Origin of the sequence: Coleofasciculus sp. E2-BRE-01 (assembly GCF_040221695.1) — a bacterium.
GTDB lineage: Bacteria > Cyanobacteriota > Cyanobacteriia > Cyanobacteriales > Coleofasciculaceae > Coleofasciculus.
In genome coordinates this window covers 42662-62407 of record NZ_JAVKEA010000005.1, presented here as the reverse complement: position 1 = coordinate 62407, position 19746 = coordinate 42662, and the positions used below count along the sequence as shown (strand labels likewise).

Genomic DNA, 19746 nt, shown 5'->3' with positions numbered 1-19746 from the left:
GAAATATTTACGAAATGAAATATTTCTTAATTATTTTGTACTAATACTTAATTAAGTTAAAATCTCCCAGCTTGTAAAAACTAATACAGCTTATTATTTAGATTATTTTAAGGTAGGGAGTTGCCAAAGTCTTAAATAAATTAAAAAAAAGTTAGATTACCTAAATTACTAAATTTTTGTTAGATAATAGAAGAGTATCCGGAAGAAGGCGGGAAGGTTAAAAGACCGTTAAGGAATCCCGGAAACGACCGTCAGCCATATAGCCTGGGGTTGAAAGTCGATTTATGTCCGCCTAGAAAAAACAACATTGACGTTGTTCAAAGAAGGACTCAATTGGAAAATTTATGCTAATTCGATTGCCAAGAAAATTGACGTTTTGTAGTGGAAGAGACGAAATTGATAGGGGATTTGCAATAGATAAAGAATTAAGTTGAAGTTTAGCGCCCCAAACAAAAAAGATTACCCAGCAACCCAAAAAGGTTTGTAACTATGACGAAACGAACGATTGCAACTCTAGACGGAAACGAAGCGGTAGCTCGCGTTGCCTACCCACTCAATGAGGTGATCGCCATTTATCCGATCACCCCCGCTTCACCCATGGGAGAATGGGCAGATGCCTGGTCTTCAGAAGGTCGCAAGAACCTTTGGGGTACTGTTCCCTCAATCATTGAAATGCAGAGTGAAGCCGGGGCAGCAGGTACGGTTCATGGTGCGTTGCAGGCAGGGTCATTGACCAGTACATTCACCGCCTCTCAGGGCTTGCTGTTAATGCTGCCCAACCTCTACAAAATCGCCGGGGAAATGACCTCAGCCGTGATCCATGTCGCCGCGCGATCGCTAGCCGCCCAAGCCCTGTCCATTTTTGGGGATCACCAAGATGTGATGGCGTGTCGTGCTACCGGATTTGGTCTGTTGGCGTCGGGATCAGTCCAAGAGGCACATGACCTGGCGTTGATTGCCCACGCCGCTAGCCTAGAATCCCGCATTCCCTTTATCCATTTCTTTGATGGCTTCCGCACCTCCCACGAAGTTCAGAAAATTGAACTCCTGGCAGAAGAAGATCTGCGGGAAATGATCAACGATGAACGGGTGATGGAACATCGGGCGCGGGGTCTAACCCCGGATCGCCCCGTCTTGCGAGGCACTGCCCAAAACCCAGATGTCTATTTCCAAGCACGGGAAACCGTTAATCCTTACTACAACGCCTGCCCGGGAATTGTCCAGAACACCATGGACAAATTTGCCGAACTCACTGGGCGCAAGTATGAACTGTTCCAATATTACGGTGCCCCTGATGCCGAACGAGTGATTATCCTCATGGGTTCTGGTACAGAAACCGCCCATGAAACCGTGGATTACCTGAACAAACAGGGTGAAAAAGTGGGGATGATCAAAGTGCGGCTGTATCGCCCCTTTGACATGAAGCAGTTGGTTAAGGCGTTGCCTGCTACCACCAAGAGTATCGCTGCCCTAGACCGCACCAAAGAACCCGGTGCTGGTGGTGAACCCCTGTATTTGGATGTAGTAACAGCGGTTCAGGAAGCCTGGGAAGCGGATAGTCCTAAACCCAAGGTTATCGGTGGACGCTATGGCTTATCCTCCAAGAAATTTAGCCCCGCGATGGTTAAGGGGATTTTCGATAACCTCGCGGCTGATCAACCGAAGAACCACTTTACCATTGGCATCAACGATGACTTGACCAATACCAGCCTCTCCTTCGATCCCAACTTCTCCACGGAACCCGAAAGCGTGGTGCGTTGTGTGTTCTATGGCTTAGGGTCAGATGGTACTGTTGGCGCGAATAAGAACTCGATCAAGATTATTGGCGAAGAAACCGATAACTACGCCCAAGGCTACTTCGTTTACGACTCCAAGAAATCCGGTGCTGTTACCGTTTCTCACCTGCGCTTTGGGCCAGAACCGATTCGTTCAACCTACCAGATTAGCCAAGCCAACTTTGTGGCTTGTCACCAGTGGCTGTTCCTGGAAAAATTGAACGTCCTCAGTAGTGCTGCCCCTGGTGCCACCTTCCTGCTGAATTGTCCCTTTGGACCCGATGAAGTCTGGGGTCTACTGCCTCGTCCAGTGCAAGAGGAAATTGTCAACAAGAACTTGAAGTTCTATGTCATTGACGCTAACCAAGTGGCAGTTAGCAGTGGGATGGGACGACGGATTAACACCGTGATGCAAGTCTGCTTCTTTGAACTGGCGAATATCTTACCCAAAGAAGAAGCGATCGCGAAAATTAAGCAGTACATCGAAAAGACTTACGGTAAGAAGGGTGCAGAAGTTGTCCGCATGAATATTGAGGCGGTGGACAATGCTTTGGCACATCTGTATGAAGTGCAAGTGCCAGACACCCTGGACAGCACCGTGGATATGCGTCCCCCGGTTCCCGACACCGCCCCAGCCTTTGTCCGGGATGTGTTAGGTAAGATGATGGCGCGGGGTGGCGATGACTTGCCTGTGAGTGCTTTACCTGTAGATGGGACATTCCCCACTGGCACAACCAAATGGGAAAAACGCAATGTGGCATTAGAAGTTCCCGTTTGGGACCCCGATGTCTGCGTCCAGTGTGGTAAGTGTGTCATGGTTTGCCCCCATGCGGTGATCCGAGGCAAGTCTTATGACCCGCAGGTGTTAGAAAATGCCCCAGATTCTTTTAAGTCTACGGATACACGGGATAAAGAGTATGGGGGACAGAAATTTACGATTCAGGTGGCGGTAGAAGACTGCACCGGTTGTGGGATATGTGTCGATGTTTGTCCGGCGAAGAATAAGTCTCAGCCCAAGCTGAAGGCGATTAACATGGAATCCCAGTTACCGTTGCGGGACCAAGAACAAGCAAATTGGGACTTCTTCTTAGATATTCCTAATCCCGATCGCCGTTCCTTAAACTTAGATCGGATTCGTCAGCAGCAATGGCAAGAACCCCTGTTTGAGTTCTCCGGCGCTTGTGCGGGGTGTGGGGAAACGCCCTATCTGAAACTGGCGACCCAACTATTTGGCGATCGCATGTTGGTGGCAAATGCCACAGGCTGTTCCTCGATTTACGGCGGAAACCTACCCACCACGCCTTGGTCACAGAATGCGGAAGGGCGTGGACCGGCTTGGTCGAATAGCTTATTTGAAGATAACGCTGAATTTGGCATTGGCTTCCGCGTTTCCGTTGATAAACATACCCAATTTGCCGCTGAGTTAGTCCAACGTTTAGCGGGTGAGATTGGCGATAACTTAGTCGGTGGCATTCTCAACGCCGACCAAAAATCCGAAGCCGATATCTGGGAACAACGGGAACGAGTCGCGCAACTCAAGCAGAAGCTGCAAGGGATGAACTCTCCTGAAGCCAAGCAGTTGTTGAGTTTAGCCGATTACCTGGTTAAGAAGAGTGTCTGGATTATCGGTGGTGACGGCTGGGCGTATGATATTGGTTACGGTGGTTTAGACCATGTGATTGCCAGTGGTCGTAATGTGAATATCTTGGTGTTGGATACTGAGGTGTATTCCAACACGGGTGGTCAAGCGTCCAAAGCTACCCCACGGGGCGCAGTGGCGAAGTTCGCCGCAGCAGGTAAACCGGCACCCAAGAAAGACCTTGGTTTAATTGCCATGACCTACGGGAATGTCTACGTTGCCAGTGTGGCAATGGGGGCGCGGGATGAACATACGCTGAAGGCGTTCTTAGAAGCGGAGGCGTATAATGGTCCATCCCTAATCCTGGCGTATTCGCACTGTATTGCTCATGGGATTAATATGACCACATCCATGTCTCATCACAAGGCGTTGGTTGAGTCCGGGCGCTGGTTGCTGTATCGCTTCAATCCAGATTTAGTCAAAGAAGCGAAGAATCCCCTGCAACTGGATATGCGGAGTCCGAAATTCCCAGTGGAACAATCCATGTATCAAGAAAACCGCTTCAAGATGCTGACCAAGAGTAAGCCAGAAGATGCTAAACGTCTTCTAGGAGAAGCCCAGCAGGATGTGCAGACTCGGTGGCAGATGTACCAATATCTGGCAGCCCGTCAGTTGGACACCCACAACGGTGATGGGAATGGTCAGACAACCCAACCAGGTGGGGAGGTTAAGGAACCGACGAGTACCTAATTAATAATGTAGAGACGTAGCATGCTACGTCTCTACACCCCTCCACAGGATTACCCATAAATAATTGAGAGGTTTAAACGGATGGATCTGACAACAACATATTTAGGGTTAGAATTGCGATCGCCACTCGTCGTTGGTGCGGCGGCACCCTTGACCGAAGATGTTGACAATATCAAGCGCATGGAGGATGCAGGCGCGGCGGCGGTGGTGCTGCATTCCTTATTTGAAGAACAACTGCGCCAAGAAAAGTTGGAGTTACACCATCACTTAGAGTATGGTACCGAAAGTTTTGCCGAAGCCCTGACCTATTTCCCGGAAGCGGAAGTCTTTCATGTGGGGTCAGAGCAATATTTAGAGCATATCCGTAAGGCAAAAGAAACGGTGAATATGCCGATCATTGCCAGTCTTAATGGTGCTACCGTGGGCGGCTGGACGCACTACGCCAAGGAAATTGAGCAAGCGGGGGCGAATGCGCTGGAGTTGAATATCTACAGCATCCCCACGGATATGGATCAGACGGGGGCAGAAATTGAGCAGAATTATCTTGATATTCTGCAAGCGGTGAAATCTGAGGTAAATATTCCAGTTGCGATTAAACTCAGTCCCTTCTTCAGCAATATGGCAAATATGGCGAAGCGGTTAACTGAGGCGGGTGCGGATGGTTTAGTCTTTTTCAATCGATTTTACCAGCCGGATATTGATATTGAGGAGTTGGAAGTTTCACCCAATATCTTGTTGAGTACACCGCAAGCGATGCGCTTACCCATGCGCTGGATTGCGATTTTGTATGGTCGTTTGTCGGTGGATTTTGCTGCTACCAGTGGGGTACATAAAGGGCAGGATGTGATCAAAATGATGATGGCAGGGGCAAAAGTGACGGAAATCGTTAGTGTGCTGCTGCGTCATGGGATTGGCAATCTGCAAGAGATTGAGCAAGAGGTACGCCATTGGATGGAAGAACATGAATATGAGTCCATCAAGCAGATGCAGGGTAGCATGAGTCAAATTAACTGTCCTGATGAAAGTGGCTTTGAACGGGCGCAGTACATGAAGGCGATTCAGACATACAAGCCTCAATTGGTGGGGTTTGCACCGTAGGATAAACGCCAATTCATTAATTAGATCCCCGATTTCTTGAAGAAGTCGGGGATTTGATAGGAATAAATAATCCAGGAAACCGTAGGGGCGCATAGACGTGCGCCCGACTCAATTGCCAGATCTGATTTAAAACTGGATTATTTACCGTCAGTTATCCGATCAAGGGTTAGTTTTTCGGTGTGGTTCAAGGATTCTTCGGATTTTTTAGCTTTTTCGGCTTTTTCAGCCATCGAGTCTAATTTACGGCTTGCCTTTTTCCGTCCATGTTCAATCGCCTGTTTTCTTTTCTCGGTTTTGCCGATCAATTCCTTGGTTGTCTCTAAGCCCTCAAATGCCTTTTCTGACGCCTTTTTCGCTTGCTCACTCCCTTTGTCTAAATCGACAGATTTCTCAGATTGGGGATGGGCTGGGGTTAATTGGGCTATAGGCGTTAGAGGGGTGGCTAAGGCGTCGCTATTATTGTCTGCGATCGCTAATCCGAAAACTAGGCAAATTGGAATTAAAAACAAGGCTAGGATTTGACGCAGTTTGCTGAGGTGTAATTTCATTTTTAATAGCGGCATAGATAGTCTTTAATAGTCTTTAAAGGCAACAGGGAGCTAGGAAATGGTCAATACCCGATACTTGCACCTTTGTCAATAAGCCCCGACACTCGCCAAGAACTCAAGTTCTTGGCTAAAAGCGCAAGTCGTCTCAAGACGACTAAAACTCTTATTCAGTCAGCTAAGGCTGACTTGAGCTTTTGGTTGCTTGGGTTTCAACCCTAAGCGGTTGGTGAGACTCTGGGCATACTTTCCCATAGTGGCAATAAACCCCGACAATTTTCTTCATACTAAAGACAGAAAAACGACAATTTTGACCCTTTGATTCGCTGAAGGAAACCTGGTTTGTCGGGGCAGGTTTAGGGAATTACGTTTTGTGATTGAGGATAACGTTATCTCAAACCCTATCTCCCTCCGCTTCCCCAGCTTCCCTATCATCATCCTGTGAAACGTCAGCCCTTATCTCGTCCCCCAATTCTCAACCCACAAACGGTTTGGGGATTAGTATTTATCGGCGCGATCGCACTTTCTCTCTACCAGGCGGGTATCTGGGAACAGGATATCTTGAATCCAGGTGGATTTTCCTTATTGGGGCGATTTCTCCAAGCTAGTCTACAGCCGGAGTTAAGCCCGGAGTTTCTCCAATTAACCTTAGAGGCGACGCTTACCACGTTAGCCTATGCTGTCTGTGGTACGTTTCTCAGTGTAGTGCTGGGAATCGTTGGCGGAATTTTCACCTCTGAGGTGTGGTGGTTGGCGGTTTCTCCGGGTTCAATGGAGAGACATTCCTCTAAGATTTGGGTAAGTTTGCGGGGATTGTTGGCGGTTCCCAGGGCGATTCACGAGATGCTGTGGGGATTGTTTTTTGTGAATATTTGGGGACTTGATCCCTTAGTCGCCATTTTAGCGATCGCGCTTCCCTTTGGGGCAGTAGTGGCGAAGGTTTTTGCCGAAATTCTGGATGAGACGCCCCGTCAACCGCTAATCACGCTGCTGAATAGTGGGGTTACACCCCTAACAGCGTTTCTCTATACGCTGATTCCCCAAGCCTTTTTAAATCTTCTCTCCTATACGTTTTATCGCTTTGAATGTTCGATTCGTTCGGCGGCGGTATTGGGAATTATCGGGGCTGGGGGATTGGGATATGAGATTTTCCTGAGTTTACAGTCGCTGCGTTATCAACAGTTGTGGACGTTTTTCTATGCCCTATTTATCTTAAACGGGATGGTTGATTTGAGTAGCGCTTGGTTACGCGATCGCTTAGGCTGTAGCAGTCGGCTGGATTTAAATGCTGATCACGGTTCTACGTCTCAAAGGAAATTATATCAGCGTGATCCGTTGATTACTCTGGCGGGTATCGGGGGGGCGCTACTCATCCCCTTTTGCTTTTGGTATGTCCATCCTGACTTTACTCAACTTTGGTCACCCCGCACTGGGAAATTATTGGCGGATGCGATCACGGTATCCTTTCCACCGGATATCAGTTGGGAACAATTGCCAGAATTAGTCCGATTATCAACCCAAACCCTATCCATGTCTATTCTCGCGATCGCACTGGCGGGTATGGGTGGCATTTTACTCTCATTTCCGGCGACTCGTAATTTTTTCCTACCTGGAGGATTACTCAATCCCAGTCGTCACGGAAGAGGGCGAGGCGAGAAGATTTGGGTATGGATTACCTTTTTACTCACACGGGCGATTTTATTGGTATGTCGGGCAATTCCGGCACCAATTTGGGCGTTAGTGGCGCTGTTTATCTTCTTTCCAGGTATTTTACCGGGTGCGATCGCGTTGGGGTTGCACAATTTGGGGATTTTAGGGCGGCTGATGGCAGAAGTGACAGAAAATCTCCCCCAACCTCCATTACAAGCCTTAAAAGCTCAGGGAACCCCCGCTGCGTTAGTGTTTTTATATGGGGTGCTACCGATGACATTACCCCGTTTTCTGGCGTATAGTCTGTACCGTTGGGAAGTCTGTATGCGAGAAACAGTAATTGTGGGTTTAGTGGGGGCGGGTGGATTAGGGCGGTTATTGAGTGAACAATTGAGTAGTTTTGACGCGCCCGGTATTGTTACCACTATCGCCTGTTTAATTATGCTGACAATTCTCGTGGATTGGGTGAGTGGAATCAGTCGGCGATCGTTGCGATGAACTTGTTGGATCGCCGAAATCCTTGATATTCCCTAGGGTGGGCATTGCCCACCAGCATACCAGTCAGTACCATTCAGGTTGGGACATTCTTGACTGTTGCCTGTTGCCTATTGGGAGCAACTGATATCCTAACGCATCTCCATAGTGCTATAGTCGTTGACTATCATGCTTTTTGTATATACAATGTACACACATAGCTAACATCATCAAACTATAAAGTAAGAGCAACTATGGCGTTTCTTGATAAAACCAATAAAGACAAGCGCTCCCTTGTCGTCAATATGAGAGTTGAACCCAATCAGCTTGATCTGATAGACACAGCGGCATCTGTTTGTGGCAAGACTCGGAGTGCTTTTATGTTAGACGCAGCCTATCGAGCAGCAGAAGAGGCATTGCTAGATTGGAGATTGTTCCGCCTTAATGATGACCAGTGGAAGGCTTTTAATCAAGCTCTTGATATGCCACCCGAGAAAAACGAAAAGTTACATCAATTGCTTCAGGTAAAATCTCCTTGGGAATAATTATTATTCTGTGGTAATTACCTCATGAAGTATACCCCACCGGAACATATTCAACCAACCCATGATCTAGAGTCATTTGATTGTGGCGAGACAAGCTTAAATCAATGGTTAAAAACACGCGCTCTTAACAATGAAACCCTTGGTTCATCACGCACTTATGTAGTCTGCTGGGAAAACAAAGTAGTAGGATACTACTGTCTAGCTAATGGTCAGGTTTCCCATATTGAATCTCCAGGCAAAATCAAAAGAAATATGCCCGATCCAATCCCAGTCGTAGTAATGGGTAGACTGGCTGTTGATATTCGTCATCAAGGAAAGGGGATTGGTATGGGAATGATCAAAGATGCCGTAAAGCGTACTCTACAAGCATCAGAGATACTAGGGATTAGAGCGATTCTAATTCATGCCCTTAACGAGAATGTGAAAAATTTTTACGTGGAACGTTGCGGCTTTATGCCTTCTCCAATTCATCCTTTAACGGTCATGGTAAAACTTTCTGACATAAAAAAGAATCTTATTTGAAATGTATTATATTAACGCGATCGCACGATTGGTATAATCGGGGAGTTCAGGCGTTTTTCCATCCTGATCCGGAACCGCTTCGACAAAAACCTCTTTATAGTCCATCTGAACATTACCAAAAATAGTAGCAAAGGCTACGTCAGCCGCATCGCGCCCAATCCCAATCCGAATTAAGCCATTACAGGGGGCGAGTCGGGTAGGGTCAAATAAATACCAGCGATCGCCTAAATACGCCTCAAAATAGGCATGAAAATCTTGCGGTTCTAAATTATAGGCATATCCCGTCACAAATCGAGCCGGAATATTCAACGCTCGACAAAACGCAATTCCCAAATGGGCAAAATCTCGACAAACCCCTGCTCGTTCTGTCGCGGTATCATAAGCCGAGGTATGTTGATTCGTGCTACCCGATAAATAGGTGACATTATCGTAAATCCAGTTACAGATTGCCGTAACTCTGGAATAGTCAGGAATCAAATTACCAAACTCATTCTGCGCCAGACGCATCAGCCGATCTGACTCACAGTAACGCGATGGGTAGAGGTAATGTAACGTTTCTAACGGTAACTTATCCGGAGGATTTTCTGGAATCGAACTGGGGTCTTCATCCCGATAATATAAATCCACAGTTGCTTGATAGGACACCTGTAAGTCACCTTGGGGTACATGGACTCGTAGATATCGGTTTTCCATCCGAGGAGAAACATACTCCTCATAATCCATGGATGGTTCAATTCGCAAGCTTTCTTGCAGAATTTTTTGATGTTTTTTCTCAACGACGCTGATATTAAAAATAAAAGTGCTACTTGCCGCAACACTATAGTTTAATTGACAACCCAGCTTGAATTTCATAATTAATTAATTTAAACGAGGATTTGTTTGGTTTTTTCTATAGTACAGTAAATCTTCCATTATTTTATAGTTAAAGTCATCTAACTCAAGGAATAGTTTTATCGTGAACTCCATAGACTATAGTTTTGTCAAAACCAATTCTTTATTGAACAAATCACAAATAGCAAATGACATTCTAAGTACTTGGACACAAATTCTGTATCCTGTACTAAGAAATGTTAACAACTCTCAAACCCTTACTGTTTCCTGTTCCCTGTTCCCTAATCTCAACCGTTAACTTTAAGGCAAGTCCGACTCCTGATTAATAAGCTTGATGAGTCGGCTGTTTTGATGCTGAACCCGAACAGCGAAGTTGAGGATTATCAGCTAACACAGCAATGATTCCCAGCCTTTTAGTTTCTAAGGTAGTATCACTAAGCAAATCAACCACCTCTACTGCCAAAACGTCCTGTATTCGCTCTCTTAATAGAGGTTTAATGGCAGCATTCAAATCTGAGCGCACCTGCTGAGTTAGCGCTTCCTCTCCTTGATTGGCGAGTAACTGCTCGGGCTGAGTCACCGCATCTTCCAGAATCAGCGTAACTCTATTACCCTCAATACTGCTGGTTATTTTGCTCGGTTGATGCCCAAGTTGCTCACGGTACAGGGATTGTATGGCTTGAGAAAGGCGGCGTTCCAACTGCCCACGGGTCGGAAGTGCTTTTTTTGACATAAGACATAATATAATAACGGACGTAACGTAGAGGATGATAGCGATGAATTGGCTCAGATGGATGCTTGGAAATTAAGCGTACCACAAAATGTCACACCTGAAGCAGCAGGTAAGCATTGGCGTTAACTGAAGTTGAAAGCAAATTTTCCCGACACCCGACACCTCATACCCGACACCCCATAACCGACACCCGACACCCGACACCCGACACCCCGCCCCCTCAGCTATCACAGTAACAGTTGTTACAAAATCTTGACATTAGCTTTGTTAACCTGAGTAACAATGCCGAAAAAGGAAACAAAATGCCGTGGGAGCATCGGTTTGTATTCAGATTATCGAGGGGAATCCCCATTTGCGATCGCTGCTAGGTTGGCACTTGCAACAAGCAGGCTATTGGGTTTATCAATCTGCCACCCTCTATCAAGCCAGAGAGACATTCTATAATCGCCAACCCACTCTCGTCATTCTCGACTCTGACTTACCCGATGGTGATGGGGTAGAGTTTTGTCGCTGGATTCATCAGCAGCGACATTCGTTAATTTTAATGCTGTCTGCCCGTAATCATGAGGTTGATATCGTCCAAGGGTTAAAAGCGGGTGCCGATGATTATCTAACCAAACCCTTTGGGATGCAGGAATTTCTGGCAAGAGTTGAGGCGCTGATTCGGCGTATCCGGATGACGGCTGTACCAATGACGCTGGAATATGGTGATCTCAAAATTGATTTAGTTCAGCGCCGGGTGTGTTACAAAGGGGAGTTTGTTGATTTAACGCCTCAGGAATTTAGTTTGCTCTACGTCTTAACCCAAGCGGAAGGATTACCATTAAGTCGTTCGGAATTACTCCGTCGAGCGTGGCCCGATGCTATTGATAATCCCCGGACGATTGATACTCATGTCCTCTCACTACGCAAAAAAATTGAAACTGATCCCCGACAACCAAGTTTAATTCAAACGGTGCGGAATGTGGGTTATCGGTTTAATCCAGAAATGCTTGAACGCAGTCAATCAACTGGAGGAGAAGCAGATCATAATTATCCAACGTCTCGACCAGATGTTGCACCCGTAGCCGCGAGTACCGCTGGGCGACAATAGTGTTCTGGGTGTAGGGGTACAGGGGGTTTGGAAATCGACAGAGATTTTAATGACTCCATTAATTTGGAATGGTTCCGCCAGTTAGGTGGTGGTAGCCTGTGGACTGGTTGAGTGCCGTCACTGCCAGAGTGAAGCAGGAAGTAAGCATCAAAGTTAGGTCTGACTAAGGTTGACCTGCTTTGAGTAGGTCTTTCATAACGGATAAGGGAGTTCGGTCAAAATTGAGTAAGGGCGGGTTTTGTACAAACGTTATCATCAATCGCGATAAGAAAGTCCCTAAACCCGCCCCTACAAACCAGGTTCCCTCGAAGGTTGGCTTAAAACTCTTCCACTCCCCACTCTTGTGCCGCTTGCGCTTCGGCTTTGACTAAGGAATCTCGTAACAGGTTCCAGTCCAAATTAGTCGCTGATGTATCTTGCATGAGTTGACCAGTCTGGAGATACAATACCCGATTACAGAAGAGTTGAGCCATGTCTAACTGATGATTCACCATTAAAACCGTAATCTGATCCTGCTTTGCCATGTCAGCCAAGACACCCAAAACATGAGAAGCTGTCCCCGCATCGAGGGCGGATGTTGGTTCATCCAGTAAGATAATTTTGGGTTGAGAAATTAAAGCCCGTGCGATCGCAACCAGTTGTCGTTGTCCTACGGAAAGTTGTAATTCTTTGCGTTCCAGCCAATCTTCTGGGATGTGCAGCCTTTTCCGATAGGTTTGAATCCGTTGTGCGATCGCGGATTTTCCTAGTTGCTGTAACACCAATGGGTAAGCTAGCGCTTCCCGTACCGTCATTCCTAATAGCTTCGGTTCTTGGCAAACCAGCATAATTTGCCGTCGTAACTGCAACACGGGAATCGTCTGAATATCTTGATTCTCCAGATAAATCGTACCACTGGTGGGATTACTCAATCGGTTCAACAGCCGCAGCAGTGAACTTTTCCCCGCACCAGAGGGACCAATTAAGGTTACGCGATCGCCTCTAGCCACGTCAAAGGAAATATCGCTGAGAATCGTGGTTCCTGGAATCGCGCCTTTAGCTGATGTAACTAAACTCACTTGTTTGAGTTGGAGTTGAGCCAGCGTCGGGGATAATGAATCATCAGATACCGTGGGCGAGTTCATGGTTACCTTATCTTATTGTTCTCCTGATTCATCTATTTCTCTTATTTCTCGGATTTCTTTAACGTTTCCCAGTTGTACCGTCGTTTCCGCCCGGGCGATCACATCTTTCGCTAGTCTCTCACTAAAGCCAACTGTAAACGCGATCGCAAAATAAAATAATTCTTCTTTTCTCCCTTTCGTGTCTGTTGGATTCGTATCTAGGGGAATCAGTCCAGAACTAATTAGGGTATACATAAAAACGCCAAATGATGCCCCAATAATAGGCTTCACCGCCCCAATTAAAAAGGGGATGACTGGATCGAGAATTTCTCGAAACTCTACATCAAACTCCTTCAGGCGAATTAAAATACTGACCACACTCCCCAAGGCTCCCGATGCGCCAACCACAAACACTCGGAAAATAATTTGAGAATCTTCTGGTGATAAAGAAATTGTTTCTAAACCAAAGGGCAAACTTATCGTTAATTGTTTATCCGGTTGATTTTGTTCATCCATCACTTGAAGTTGATCCTTAACCTGCTCCTCAAGGGATGTCAAGGTTGATTCAATCTCACGGACTTGTTCTGCCATCGGAGTTGGACGGCTATCTGCACCTAATGAGTTTAAGGTTCTGGGTGGTTCCTCTATACCTGCTAATGTCTGTTTTATTGCTTCACGTTCATTACTGATAGTCTCCAATGATTGACTAACCTGTGACAGATCTGAAGTGGGCGTTCCATAGTTTAAAAAAGAGCGTCTGAGGATAAGAAAAAATGGTTCGTGTCTCCGTAGCGATCGCAACAGCCTAATTCGGGTCTGTTTGACCAGAGAAATACCCGCTTTGTCATCCACAACCGATTTAACCGCTGGAATTAAAACCTCAACGATACTGGTAAGTTCTAGAACTCTGGGTTCATGTCCTCGGTCAACTTGCTTCTTTTTTATACTTAGTCTTTCAATCCGTTGAATAAAAACTAAAATATTAGAAATCTCATCAAGAATTTTTTGGCGAGATTTTGATGATTTATCACTGATTTTCTGTTTATTAATTAATGCATCAACTAACTCCATAATTTCTTGCTTTTTTATAGCAAAATCATGCATATAGTCTTGAGTTGAATTCATTTTATATCAGAATAAAAAACTGATAGATTAGTATTTTCAGATAGCACCGACATCATCCATGTCTGAAAGCTCCAGATGTAGGGGCGGGTTTGACCGATAACGTTTTGTCACTGTCCCGTTAACTTGACTAAACCCGCCCTTCTACGGGATCAGCTAATTGCTAAAAACAAGGCTGAATAAGGTTTTAGATTAAGCTAATATCAATAACCGACGTGCGCCCATAAAACCGATAAAATCTACTGCACTTAAAAGTATCACGCCCCTCCAACCGTTGGATTGGTTAAAATTTTCAAGCCATCAAACCTTGACTAAAAACCGTCCAAATTGTCCAACCATCTACGAGTAATAGCAATAGCGTCAATCCTAACAAAATGAGATACATCCAGGGTTGTGCCAAGGGACGGATATCAGTGGTATCGATACCCGTATACGTTTCCACTAACTGAACTAACCGAGCAAAACCCACCACACGCATAGGTAGTAAATACGCCTGTTCCGATGACTGGCTTACAAAATAGTAAACCAATCCCCCTTGTCCCGTCGTCCGCATTTTTAAATCTTTAACATCCGCCCAAGGTAACTCCCAACCCTTACGGAAAAAACGAGGAACCCATTTAGGATAAGTCACCTGAATTTTCTGATCATCTACAATAACTCGTTCACTCAACGCCCCATACAACGCTAATAACCCCAAGCCAATTCCTCCCCACAGCAATGCTGGCGGTACGGGAGCATCAGACACTTGGGCTAAAAAGGGTAAAGGTACCGTTAGCGCCACGTATAAACTCAAAAGAGTAATCCGAATTAAGGGAGAGAGGCGAAACGTAGAAGGACTAGGTTGAACGTCTTGTTCTGATTTTGATAGAGTTTCAATGTTTGATGACATAGACTTAAACGTGCCTATAAAAATATTTTTTTCCAAATTTCACACACCAGCTAAATCAACTAGCCTTTTTAGCTTGTTATTGTACCATTTTAAAGTGCGACACTATGCTCCAGCAAGACTTTACGTAAATTAAGCGGTCATGCATTTAAATTGGGAATGGGTAGCGAGCAAGATGCTCGCACTACAATGATTCCCATGAATTTACTCTCAGAAAGCATTGTCAAGCTAAAATTGATCTGAGATTTACCCTTCACGGAGTAATCATTAATGGTAAGGTTAACAGATCATTGTCACATTGTCAGAAATGACGAAATACTGAATAGCGAACCCATTATCAAAGGCACCCGAACACCAGTCAGGGCAATAGTGGAAATGTGGCGTATCGGAGTTTCGCCGGAGGAAATTCCTCAGCGGTTGCCGCATCTTACGCTATCACAGGTATTTGATGCACTCAGCTATTATCTGGATTATCATGCAGAAATCAATGAATACATTGAGCGTAACCGTATTCCAGACGAACTAATTGATCCACGAGTTCGGAACGTATGACTGATATTTTTATTCATGTTTATTTGGACGAAGATGTTGACGTATTGGTCGTCAGTCTTTTGCAATCTCGTGGTTTCCAGGCAACAACAGCGCAACAAGCAGGACAACTCGGTGCAACAGAGGTTGCTCATAATCCTGGATTCCACCACAGCAGATGAAATGGAAAACCAAATTCTTTACATTTAACGATATAGACTTAAAAAAATGATCTGAATTAAGGGCAAGAGGCAAAACGTAGAAGGGCTAGGCTAAACTTATTGTTCTGATTTTGATAAGGTTTACATATTTGAGGACATCAGTTTAAATTTGTCTTTCTTTCCAAAATTCACAAGTAAAGAGGTGAGGGCGCAAGCCTTGCGCCCCTACAGCGTTTTTTAACTCCATGTAGTACATCCAATTTCTCTCAATACGGCTCGGATAAGTTCTAAGTTAATTTTTTCTTCCCCAGCTTCCTCATCTCCCTCATCTTCCTTCCGATGTCCAAACAACATCCTCCCCTTGTCCCCAAAAGCCGTCATACTTTGTCACTCGCACATCCCCTAAAACCTTAGTCTGACAGGCTAAACGACGATTAGCCGTGGGAGAATGGGGCGGCAGAGAACGTCTTGCCTTATCCTTCCAGTTCGCTTCTGAAACCTCCCCTTCTACCTCAACGGCACAAGTGCCACAACTACCAATTCCCATACAGTTGATAATTTTGGCATTGCCGTTGTAAAGCGCTACACCATGCTCCAGTAAAACTTTGCGTAAATTACTGCCTGGGTCACATGAAAACGTTTTTCCTTGAGCTGTTACGTTAGGCATTGATGATTTATCTATCGTAGTAGACTACACCCTTACTTTTTCTAGTTTACATTTCTTGACAATTTACACAACTATCTTTACTTATGACTTCCCAAACCCCCACCCCCATCTGGATTTATGACACAACGCTGCGCGATGGTTCCCAGCGTGAAGGACTCTCCTTATCCATCGAAGACAAACTCCGCATCGCCCGACAACTCGACCAATTAGGGATTCCCTTCATCGAAGGCGGTTGGCCCGGTGCGAATCCCAAAGACGTGCAATTTTTCTGGCGACTCAAAGAAGAACCCTTAACCCAAGCAGAAATTGTCGCCTTTTGCTCAACGCGACGCCCTCATAAAACGGCGGCTGATGATCCGATGCTACAAGCTATTTTGGCAGCAGGGACACATTGGGTGACTATCTTTGGTAAGTCTTGGGATCTCCATGTCACTGAAGGGTTAGGGACTACCCTGGATGAAAACCTGGCAATGATCCGTGACACCATAGAATACCTCCGCAGTCAAGGGCGGCGAGTGATTTATGATGCCGAACATTGGTTTGATGGGTACAAAAATAACCCAGATTACGCCCTGAAAACCCTAAAAACTGCTATGGATGCGGGGGCTGAATGGTTAGTCTTTTGCGATACCAATGGTGGAACTCTACCCCATGAAATTGGTCAAATTGTCCGAGATGTCATCGAAAGTTTAGAACTCAACCCTGAAAACCAAGGAAGGGGGGGTTTTGAACCAACGTTATCACCAACAACAGAACCAGATGAGACGCGCCATGGCGCGTCTCTACATTCACCTCGATTGGGTATTCATACCCACAACGACTCCGATACCGCTGTGGCGAATGCGTTGATGAGTGTGGTGGAAGGCGTCTGTATGGTTCAGGGAACGATGAACGGCTATGGTGAACGCTGTGGTAATGCGAATCTGTGTTCTTTGATTCCTAACTTACAGCTCAAGCTAGGGTATCACTGTATGCAAGAGGAACAATTAGCCACACTGACTCAAGTCAGTCGTTCCATTAGTGAAGTCGTCAATCTTGCCCCCGATGACCATGCAGCATTTGTAGGTCGGTCGGCATTTGCCCATAAAGGCGGGATTCACGTTTCTGCTGTTGAACGAAATCCACTCACCTACGAACATATTCCGCCCCAACAGGTGGGGAATCAGCGAAGGATTGTGATTTCTGACCAATCCGGACTCAGTAACGTTCTGGCAAAAGCCAAGAGTTTTGGACATGAACTCCATAAACAAGACGCTGCCTGTCGCCAAATCTTGGGACGCCTGAAAGAGTTGGAAAATGAGGGCTATCAATTTGAAGCCGCCGAAGCCAGTTTTGACTTACTGATGCGAGACGCCCTGGGGCAGAAGCAGCAGCACTTTGAACTGAAAGGGTTTCAGGTTCACAGTGACATGCTTCAAGGTATCGATACGCCTTACAGTAATGCGATGGCGACAATTAAGGTTACGGTTAATGGTGAGGATATTTTAGAAGTGGCTGAAGGTAATGGACCCGTGTCAGCGCTGGATGCCGCGTTACGGAAAGCGCTGGTGCGATTCTATCCAGAGATAGGAACCTTTTACCTGACTGACTACAAAGTGCGGATTCTGGATGGTGCGGCTGGCACATCAGCAAAAACTCGTGTGCTGGTGGAATCGAGTAATGGCAAGCAGCGCTGGACGACAGTGGGTGTTTCCGCCAATATCCTAGAAGCGTCTTATCAGGCGGTGGTTGAGGGAATTGAATATGGTCTGTTGTTACAGTCTGCCGTGAAGACAGCGGTTGAACAGAAGGTGTGAACTATAGGAGAATCTAAGCCAACTGACTTAGATTCTCTTAACCCATAAAGAAATCCTAACCTTTATAGCGACAGCTATAATTTTTTCTCCCCCAGCTCCCAGACGTGCCATGGCACGTCTCTACACTGCTTCCCTTAACGGCAGCCATTCTAGGGGCAATGGTAGTGATTTCCGTACATTTTTCCAAAAAGGGGTTGCGTAAATCTCCTCGGATGGGTTATAAGGGTAGGGTAATGCTTCCTTGCCGAGAGCCAACTCTACGAACCGGCAAAAATAAATAACAGGAAGCGTTTTTTTGATCCAAGCATTTGCAAAAGTTATTTCGAGAAAATTGAGAGTATGACTCAGCAAGTTACTCACCCCATGGTGAAGATGCAGCGTCAGGTGCGTTCACTCGTGGAATCCAAGATAATCAAACCCAGCGACAGTATATGGAAAATCGCCCTGCTTTATGGCGACGACTGGTCGTTCTGGAAAAAGGAACTCATTGAATTTGGCTTCACCATGCAAGATCCAATTGGTGACTTACTCGCCGTGGAAGCATGGGATGAAGAATAGATGTCCTGACGTTTTTGAACCGTTAATCGCGAAGCGATCGCGCCAGCAGAAGCTCTAGCGACAAGCGTCTAAGGCGTTTGCAAGCTCCTTCGCCGTTTGGTAGCGATCGCACACTTTGAGTTGGCATACCCGGTCGATTACTTCCCGTAACGCGGGAGTAATCGTGGGGGCTTTGGACAAGTCAAATCCATAGCCTAAACTACGGCGGCGATAAAATTTCAGGGGAGTCATCCCAGTTAACAGAAAAATCAGGGTCGGACCAATGGCATAGAGATCGGATTGAGTGACTGGAGTCCCTCGGTCTTGTTCGGGGGAGCTATATCCTTCAGCACCAATTCGAGTTCCTGGCATTGTCCCGATCTCCTTCACGGCGCCAAAGTCAAGGACAACAATGCTATTGTCTCGATGACGTACTATCAGATTCGCGGGTTTAATATCCCGGTGAATTAAGGGCGGATCGCTGGAATGGATGTAATCAAGAACATCACAGGTTTGAATCATCCACTCAATGGCTTGATTTGGGGTAACGGGTCCAGCCATCAAAATCCGTTGCTCCAAATCTTGTCCGTGGATGAGCGCCATTGCCAAATATTTTTTACCCCCTTCGACAAAAAAGTCATAATACTGAGGAATTCCGGGATGATGCAGGGCTTGTAAGGCACGCGCCTCTCGCTCAAACAGTTCTTGGGCTTTAGCAATTTGTGCCACATCCGCATTCATTTCTTTGAGGACGAGTAACGTGGGGCGTCCCTCGATTTTGCCTGTACTATCCCAGGCGAGATAGGTTGTCCCCATTCCTCCCTGTCCCAGAGTTCGTAACACTTGATAGTGGCGGATAACTCGTTGTACAGGGACTAAAGGTTGACCACAGTGAATACAAAATAAATTACCGGGAGGATTGCCCAGGTGAGTGCAAGACGGTTTAGATTTAGGCGTTGGCGAGACTAAGCCAGAATTTGGCACAGAAACCGGGTTCAGTTCAAATTTGAGCATCGGTCCTTCTCGAGCCAGCCGAATCAAGCCCTGATGCGGGAGTATCTCTCGTGATACCAGCACTCCATTCAGAAACGTGCCGTTGGTGCCCTGATTAACCAACTGCCACTTATGTCCAGATTGGACGACGGTGACTCTCAATTCGAGGTGATGCCGAGATACTAACGGATTGTTTAGAATCACGTCATTATCGGGCGATCGACCAATACGAATTGTAGACTGGTTGTGGAATTTCCACTGTTGTAATGGAGTGGATGCCTGCGGATGTAGAAGGGTCAGCGTGACCATAGTCCTCAGTTTTTTGTCCTTAACTCACAGGGCTTGCTTCAATGTATTC

At 46.1% G+C, this 19746-nt stretch carries 19 protein-coding genes; 10 read left to right on the top strand and 9 right to left on the bottom strand.

All coding sequences use genetic code 11. The annotated features are described in order from the left end of the window. Positions 1-489: 489 nt before the first annotated feature. Together nifJ and RIG66_RS00865 are read left to right on the top strand one after the other, a co-directional pair. Positions 490-4104, top strand: a complete 3615-nt coding sequence (nifJ, locus tag RIG66_RS00870; protein WP_446374311.1) for a pyruvate:ferredoxin (flavodoxin) oxidoreductase — start codon at positions 490-492, stop codon at positions 4102-4104. Positions 4105-4185: 81 nt separating this feature from the next. After that, positions 4186-5202, top strand: coding sequence for a dihydroorotate dehydrogenase-like protein (locus RIG66_RS00865; RefSeq protein ID WP_446374309.1), 1017 nt, complete (start codon positions 4186-4188; stop codon positions 5200-5202). 137 nt (positions 5203-5339) lie between these two features. On the opposite strand, the gene RIG66_RS00860 is transcribed toward RIG66_RS00865, so the two are convergent. Then, complete coding sequence (locus RIG66_RS00860; protein ID WP_446374307.1) at positions 5340-5765, bottom strand: hypothetical protein; 426 nt, start codon at positions 5763-5765, stop codon at positions 5340-5342. Positions 5766-6188: 423 nt separating this feature from the next. Here RIG66_RS00860 and RIG66_RS00855 point away from each other — a divergent pair, with 423 nt between their 5' ends. The 3 genes from RIG66_RS00855 (at position 6189) to RIG66_RS00845 (ending at position 8938) form a co-directional block, all read left to right on the top strand. Further along, on the top strand, positions 6189-7895 hold the full coding sequence (locus tag RIG66_RS00855; protein WP_446374305.1) for a PhnE/PtxC family ABC transporter permease: 1707 nt from the start codon (positions 6189-6191) through the stop codon (positions 7893-7895). Between the two features lie 230 nt (positions 7896-8125). Further along, on the top strand, positions 8126-8416 hold the full coding sequence (locus RIG66_RS00850) for a type II toxin-antitoxin system TacA family antitoxin (protein WP_006100934.1): 291 nt from the start codon (positions 8126-8128) through the stop codon (positions 8414-8416). A gap of 24 nt (positions 8417-8440) precedes the next feature. After that, complete coding sequence (locus tag RIG66_RS00845) at positions 8441-8938, top strand: GNAT family N-acetyltransferase (RefSeq protein ID WP_446374303.1); 498 nt, start codon at positions 8441-8443, stop codon at positions 8936-8938. Between the two features lie 6 nt (positions 8939-8944). Here RIG66_RS00845 and RIG66_RS00840 read toward each other — a convergent pair whose 3' ends face one another. The 3 genes from RIG66_RS00840 to RIG66_RS00830 all read right to left on the bottom strand — a co-directional run bounded on the left by RIG66_RS00840 (position 8945) and on the right by RIG66_RS00830 (position 10733). Continuing rightward, positions 8945-9790 carry a transglutaminase-like domain-containing protein gene (locus tag RIG66_RS00840; protein ID WP_446374301.1) on the bottom strand — a complete coding sequence of 282 codons (846 nt, stop codon included), beginning with the start codon at positions 9788-9790 and terminating at the stop codon, positions 8945-8947. A 301-nt stretch (positions 9791-10091) separates the two neighbouring features. Beyond that, complete coding sequence (locus tag RIG66_RS00835; RefSeq protein ID WP_446374299.1) at positions 10092-10502, bottom strand: DUF2294 domain-containing protein; 411 nt, start codon at positions 10500-10502, stop codon at positions 10092-10094. Positions 10503-10574: 72 nt separating this feature from the next. Beyond that, positions 10575-10733 (bottom strand): hypothetical protein, encoded by a 159-nt coding sequence (locus RIG66_RS00830; protein ID WP_446374297.1) that lies wholly within the window; start codon positions 10731-10733, stop codon positions 10575-10577. 76 nt (positions 10734-10809) lie between these two features. Here RIG66_RS00830 and RIG66_RS00825 point away from each other — a divergent pair, with 76 nt between their 5' ends. Further along, positions 10810-11595, top strand: coding sequence for a response regulator transcription factor (locus RIG66_RS00825; RefSeq protein WP_446374295.1), 786 nt, complete (start codon positions 10810-10812; stop codon positions 11593-11595). A gap of 317 nt (positions 11596-11912) precedes the next feature. Here the strand turns inward: RIG66_RS00825 and RIG66_RS00820 are convergent, their stop codons facing one another. The 3 genes from RIG66_RS00820 to RIG66_RS00810 all read right to left on the bottom strand — a co-directional run bounded on the left by RIG66_RS00820 (position 11913) and on the right by RIG66_RS00810 (position 14709). After that, positions 11913-12719: an ABC transporter ATP-binding protein gene (locus RIG66_RS00820; RefSeq protein ID WP_446374293.1), complete on the bottom strand. Its 807-nt coding sequence runs from the start codon at positions 12717-12719 to the stop codon at positions 11913-11915. A gap of 12 nt (positions 12720-12731) precedes the next feature. Then, entirely contained in the window at positions 12732-13823 is a 1092-nt protein-coding gene (locus tag RIG66_RS00815; RefSeq protein WP_446374291.1) for a hypothetical protein, read from the bottom strand. Between the two features lie 289 nt (positions 13824-14112). Then, on the bottom strand, positions 14113-14709 hold the full coding sequence (locus tag RIG66_RS00810) for a hypothetical protein (protein ID WP_446374289.1): 597 nt from the start codon (positions 14707-14709) through the stop codon (positions 14113-14115). Between the two features lie 267 nt (positions 14710-14976). Here RIG66_RS00810 and RIG66_RS00805 point away from each other — a divergent pair, with 267 nt between their 5' ends. Next, positions 14977-15258, top strand: a complete 282-nt coding sequence (locus RIG66_RS00805) for a DUF433 domain-containing protein (RefSeq protein WP_446374287.1) — start codon at positions 14977-14979, stop codon at positions 15256-15258. Continuing rightward, entirely contained in the window at positions 15255-15416 is a 162-nt protein-coding gene (locus RIG66_RS00800; protein WP_446374285.1) for a hypothetical protein, read from the top strand. Before RIG66_RS00805 ends, RIG66_RS00800 begins: the two co-directional genes overlap by 4 nt. 304 nt (positions 15417-15720) lie before the next feature. Here RIG66_RS00800 and RIG66_RS00795 read toward each other — a convergent pair whose 3' ends face one another. After that, on the bottom strand, positions 15721-16062 hold the full coding sequence (locus tag RIG66_RS00795; protein WP_446374283.1) for a 2Fe-2S iron-sulfur cluster-binding protein: 342 nt from the start codon (positions 16060-16062) through the stop codon (positions 15721-15723). 83 nt (positions 16063-16145) lie between these two features. On the opposite strand from RIG66_RS00795, the gene cimA reads away from it, so the two are divergent. Together cimA and RIG66_RS00785 are read left to right on the top strand one after the other, a co-directional pair. Continuing rightward, positions 16146-17858: a citramalate synthase gene (cimA, locus tag RIG66_RS00790; RefSeq protein WP_446374281.1), complete on the top strand. Its 1713-nt coding sequence runs from the start codon at positions 16146-16148 to the stop codon at positions 17856-17858. A gap of 339 nt (positions 17859-18197) precedes the next feature. Continuing rightward, positions 18198-18416 (top strand): DUF4327 family protein, encoded by a 219-nt coding sequence (locus RIG66_RS00785; protein ID WP_446343381.1) that lies wholly within the window; start codon positions 18198-18200, stop codon positions 18414-18416. Positions 18417-18470: 54 nt separating this feature from the next. Here the strand turns inward: RIG66_RS00785 and RIG66_RS00780 are convergent, their stop codons facing one another. Beyond that, complete coding sequence (locus RIG66_RS00780) at positions 18471-19697, bottom strand: protein kinase domain-containing protein (protein ID WP_446374279.1); 1227 nt, start codon at positions 19695-19697, stop codon at positions 18471-18473. Positions 19698-19746 lie beyond the last annotated feature (49 nt).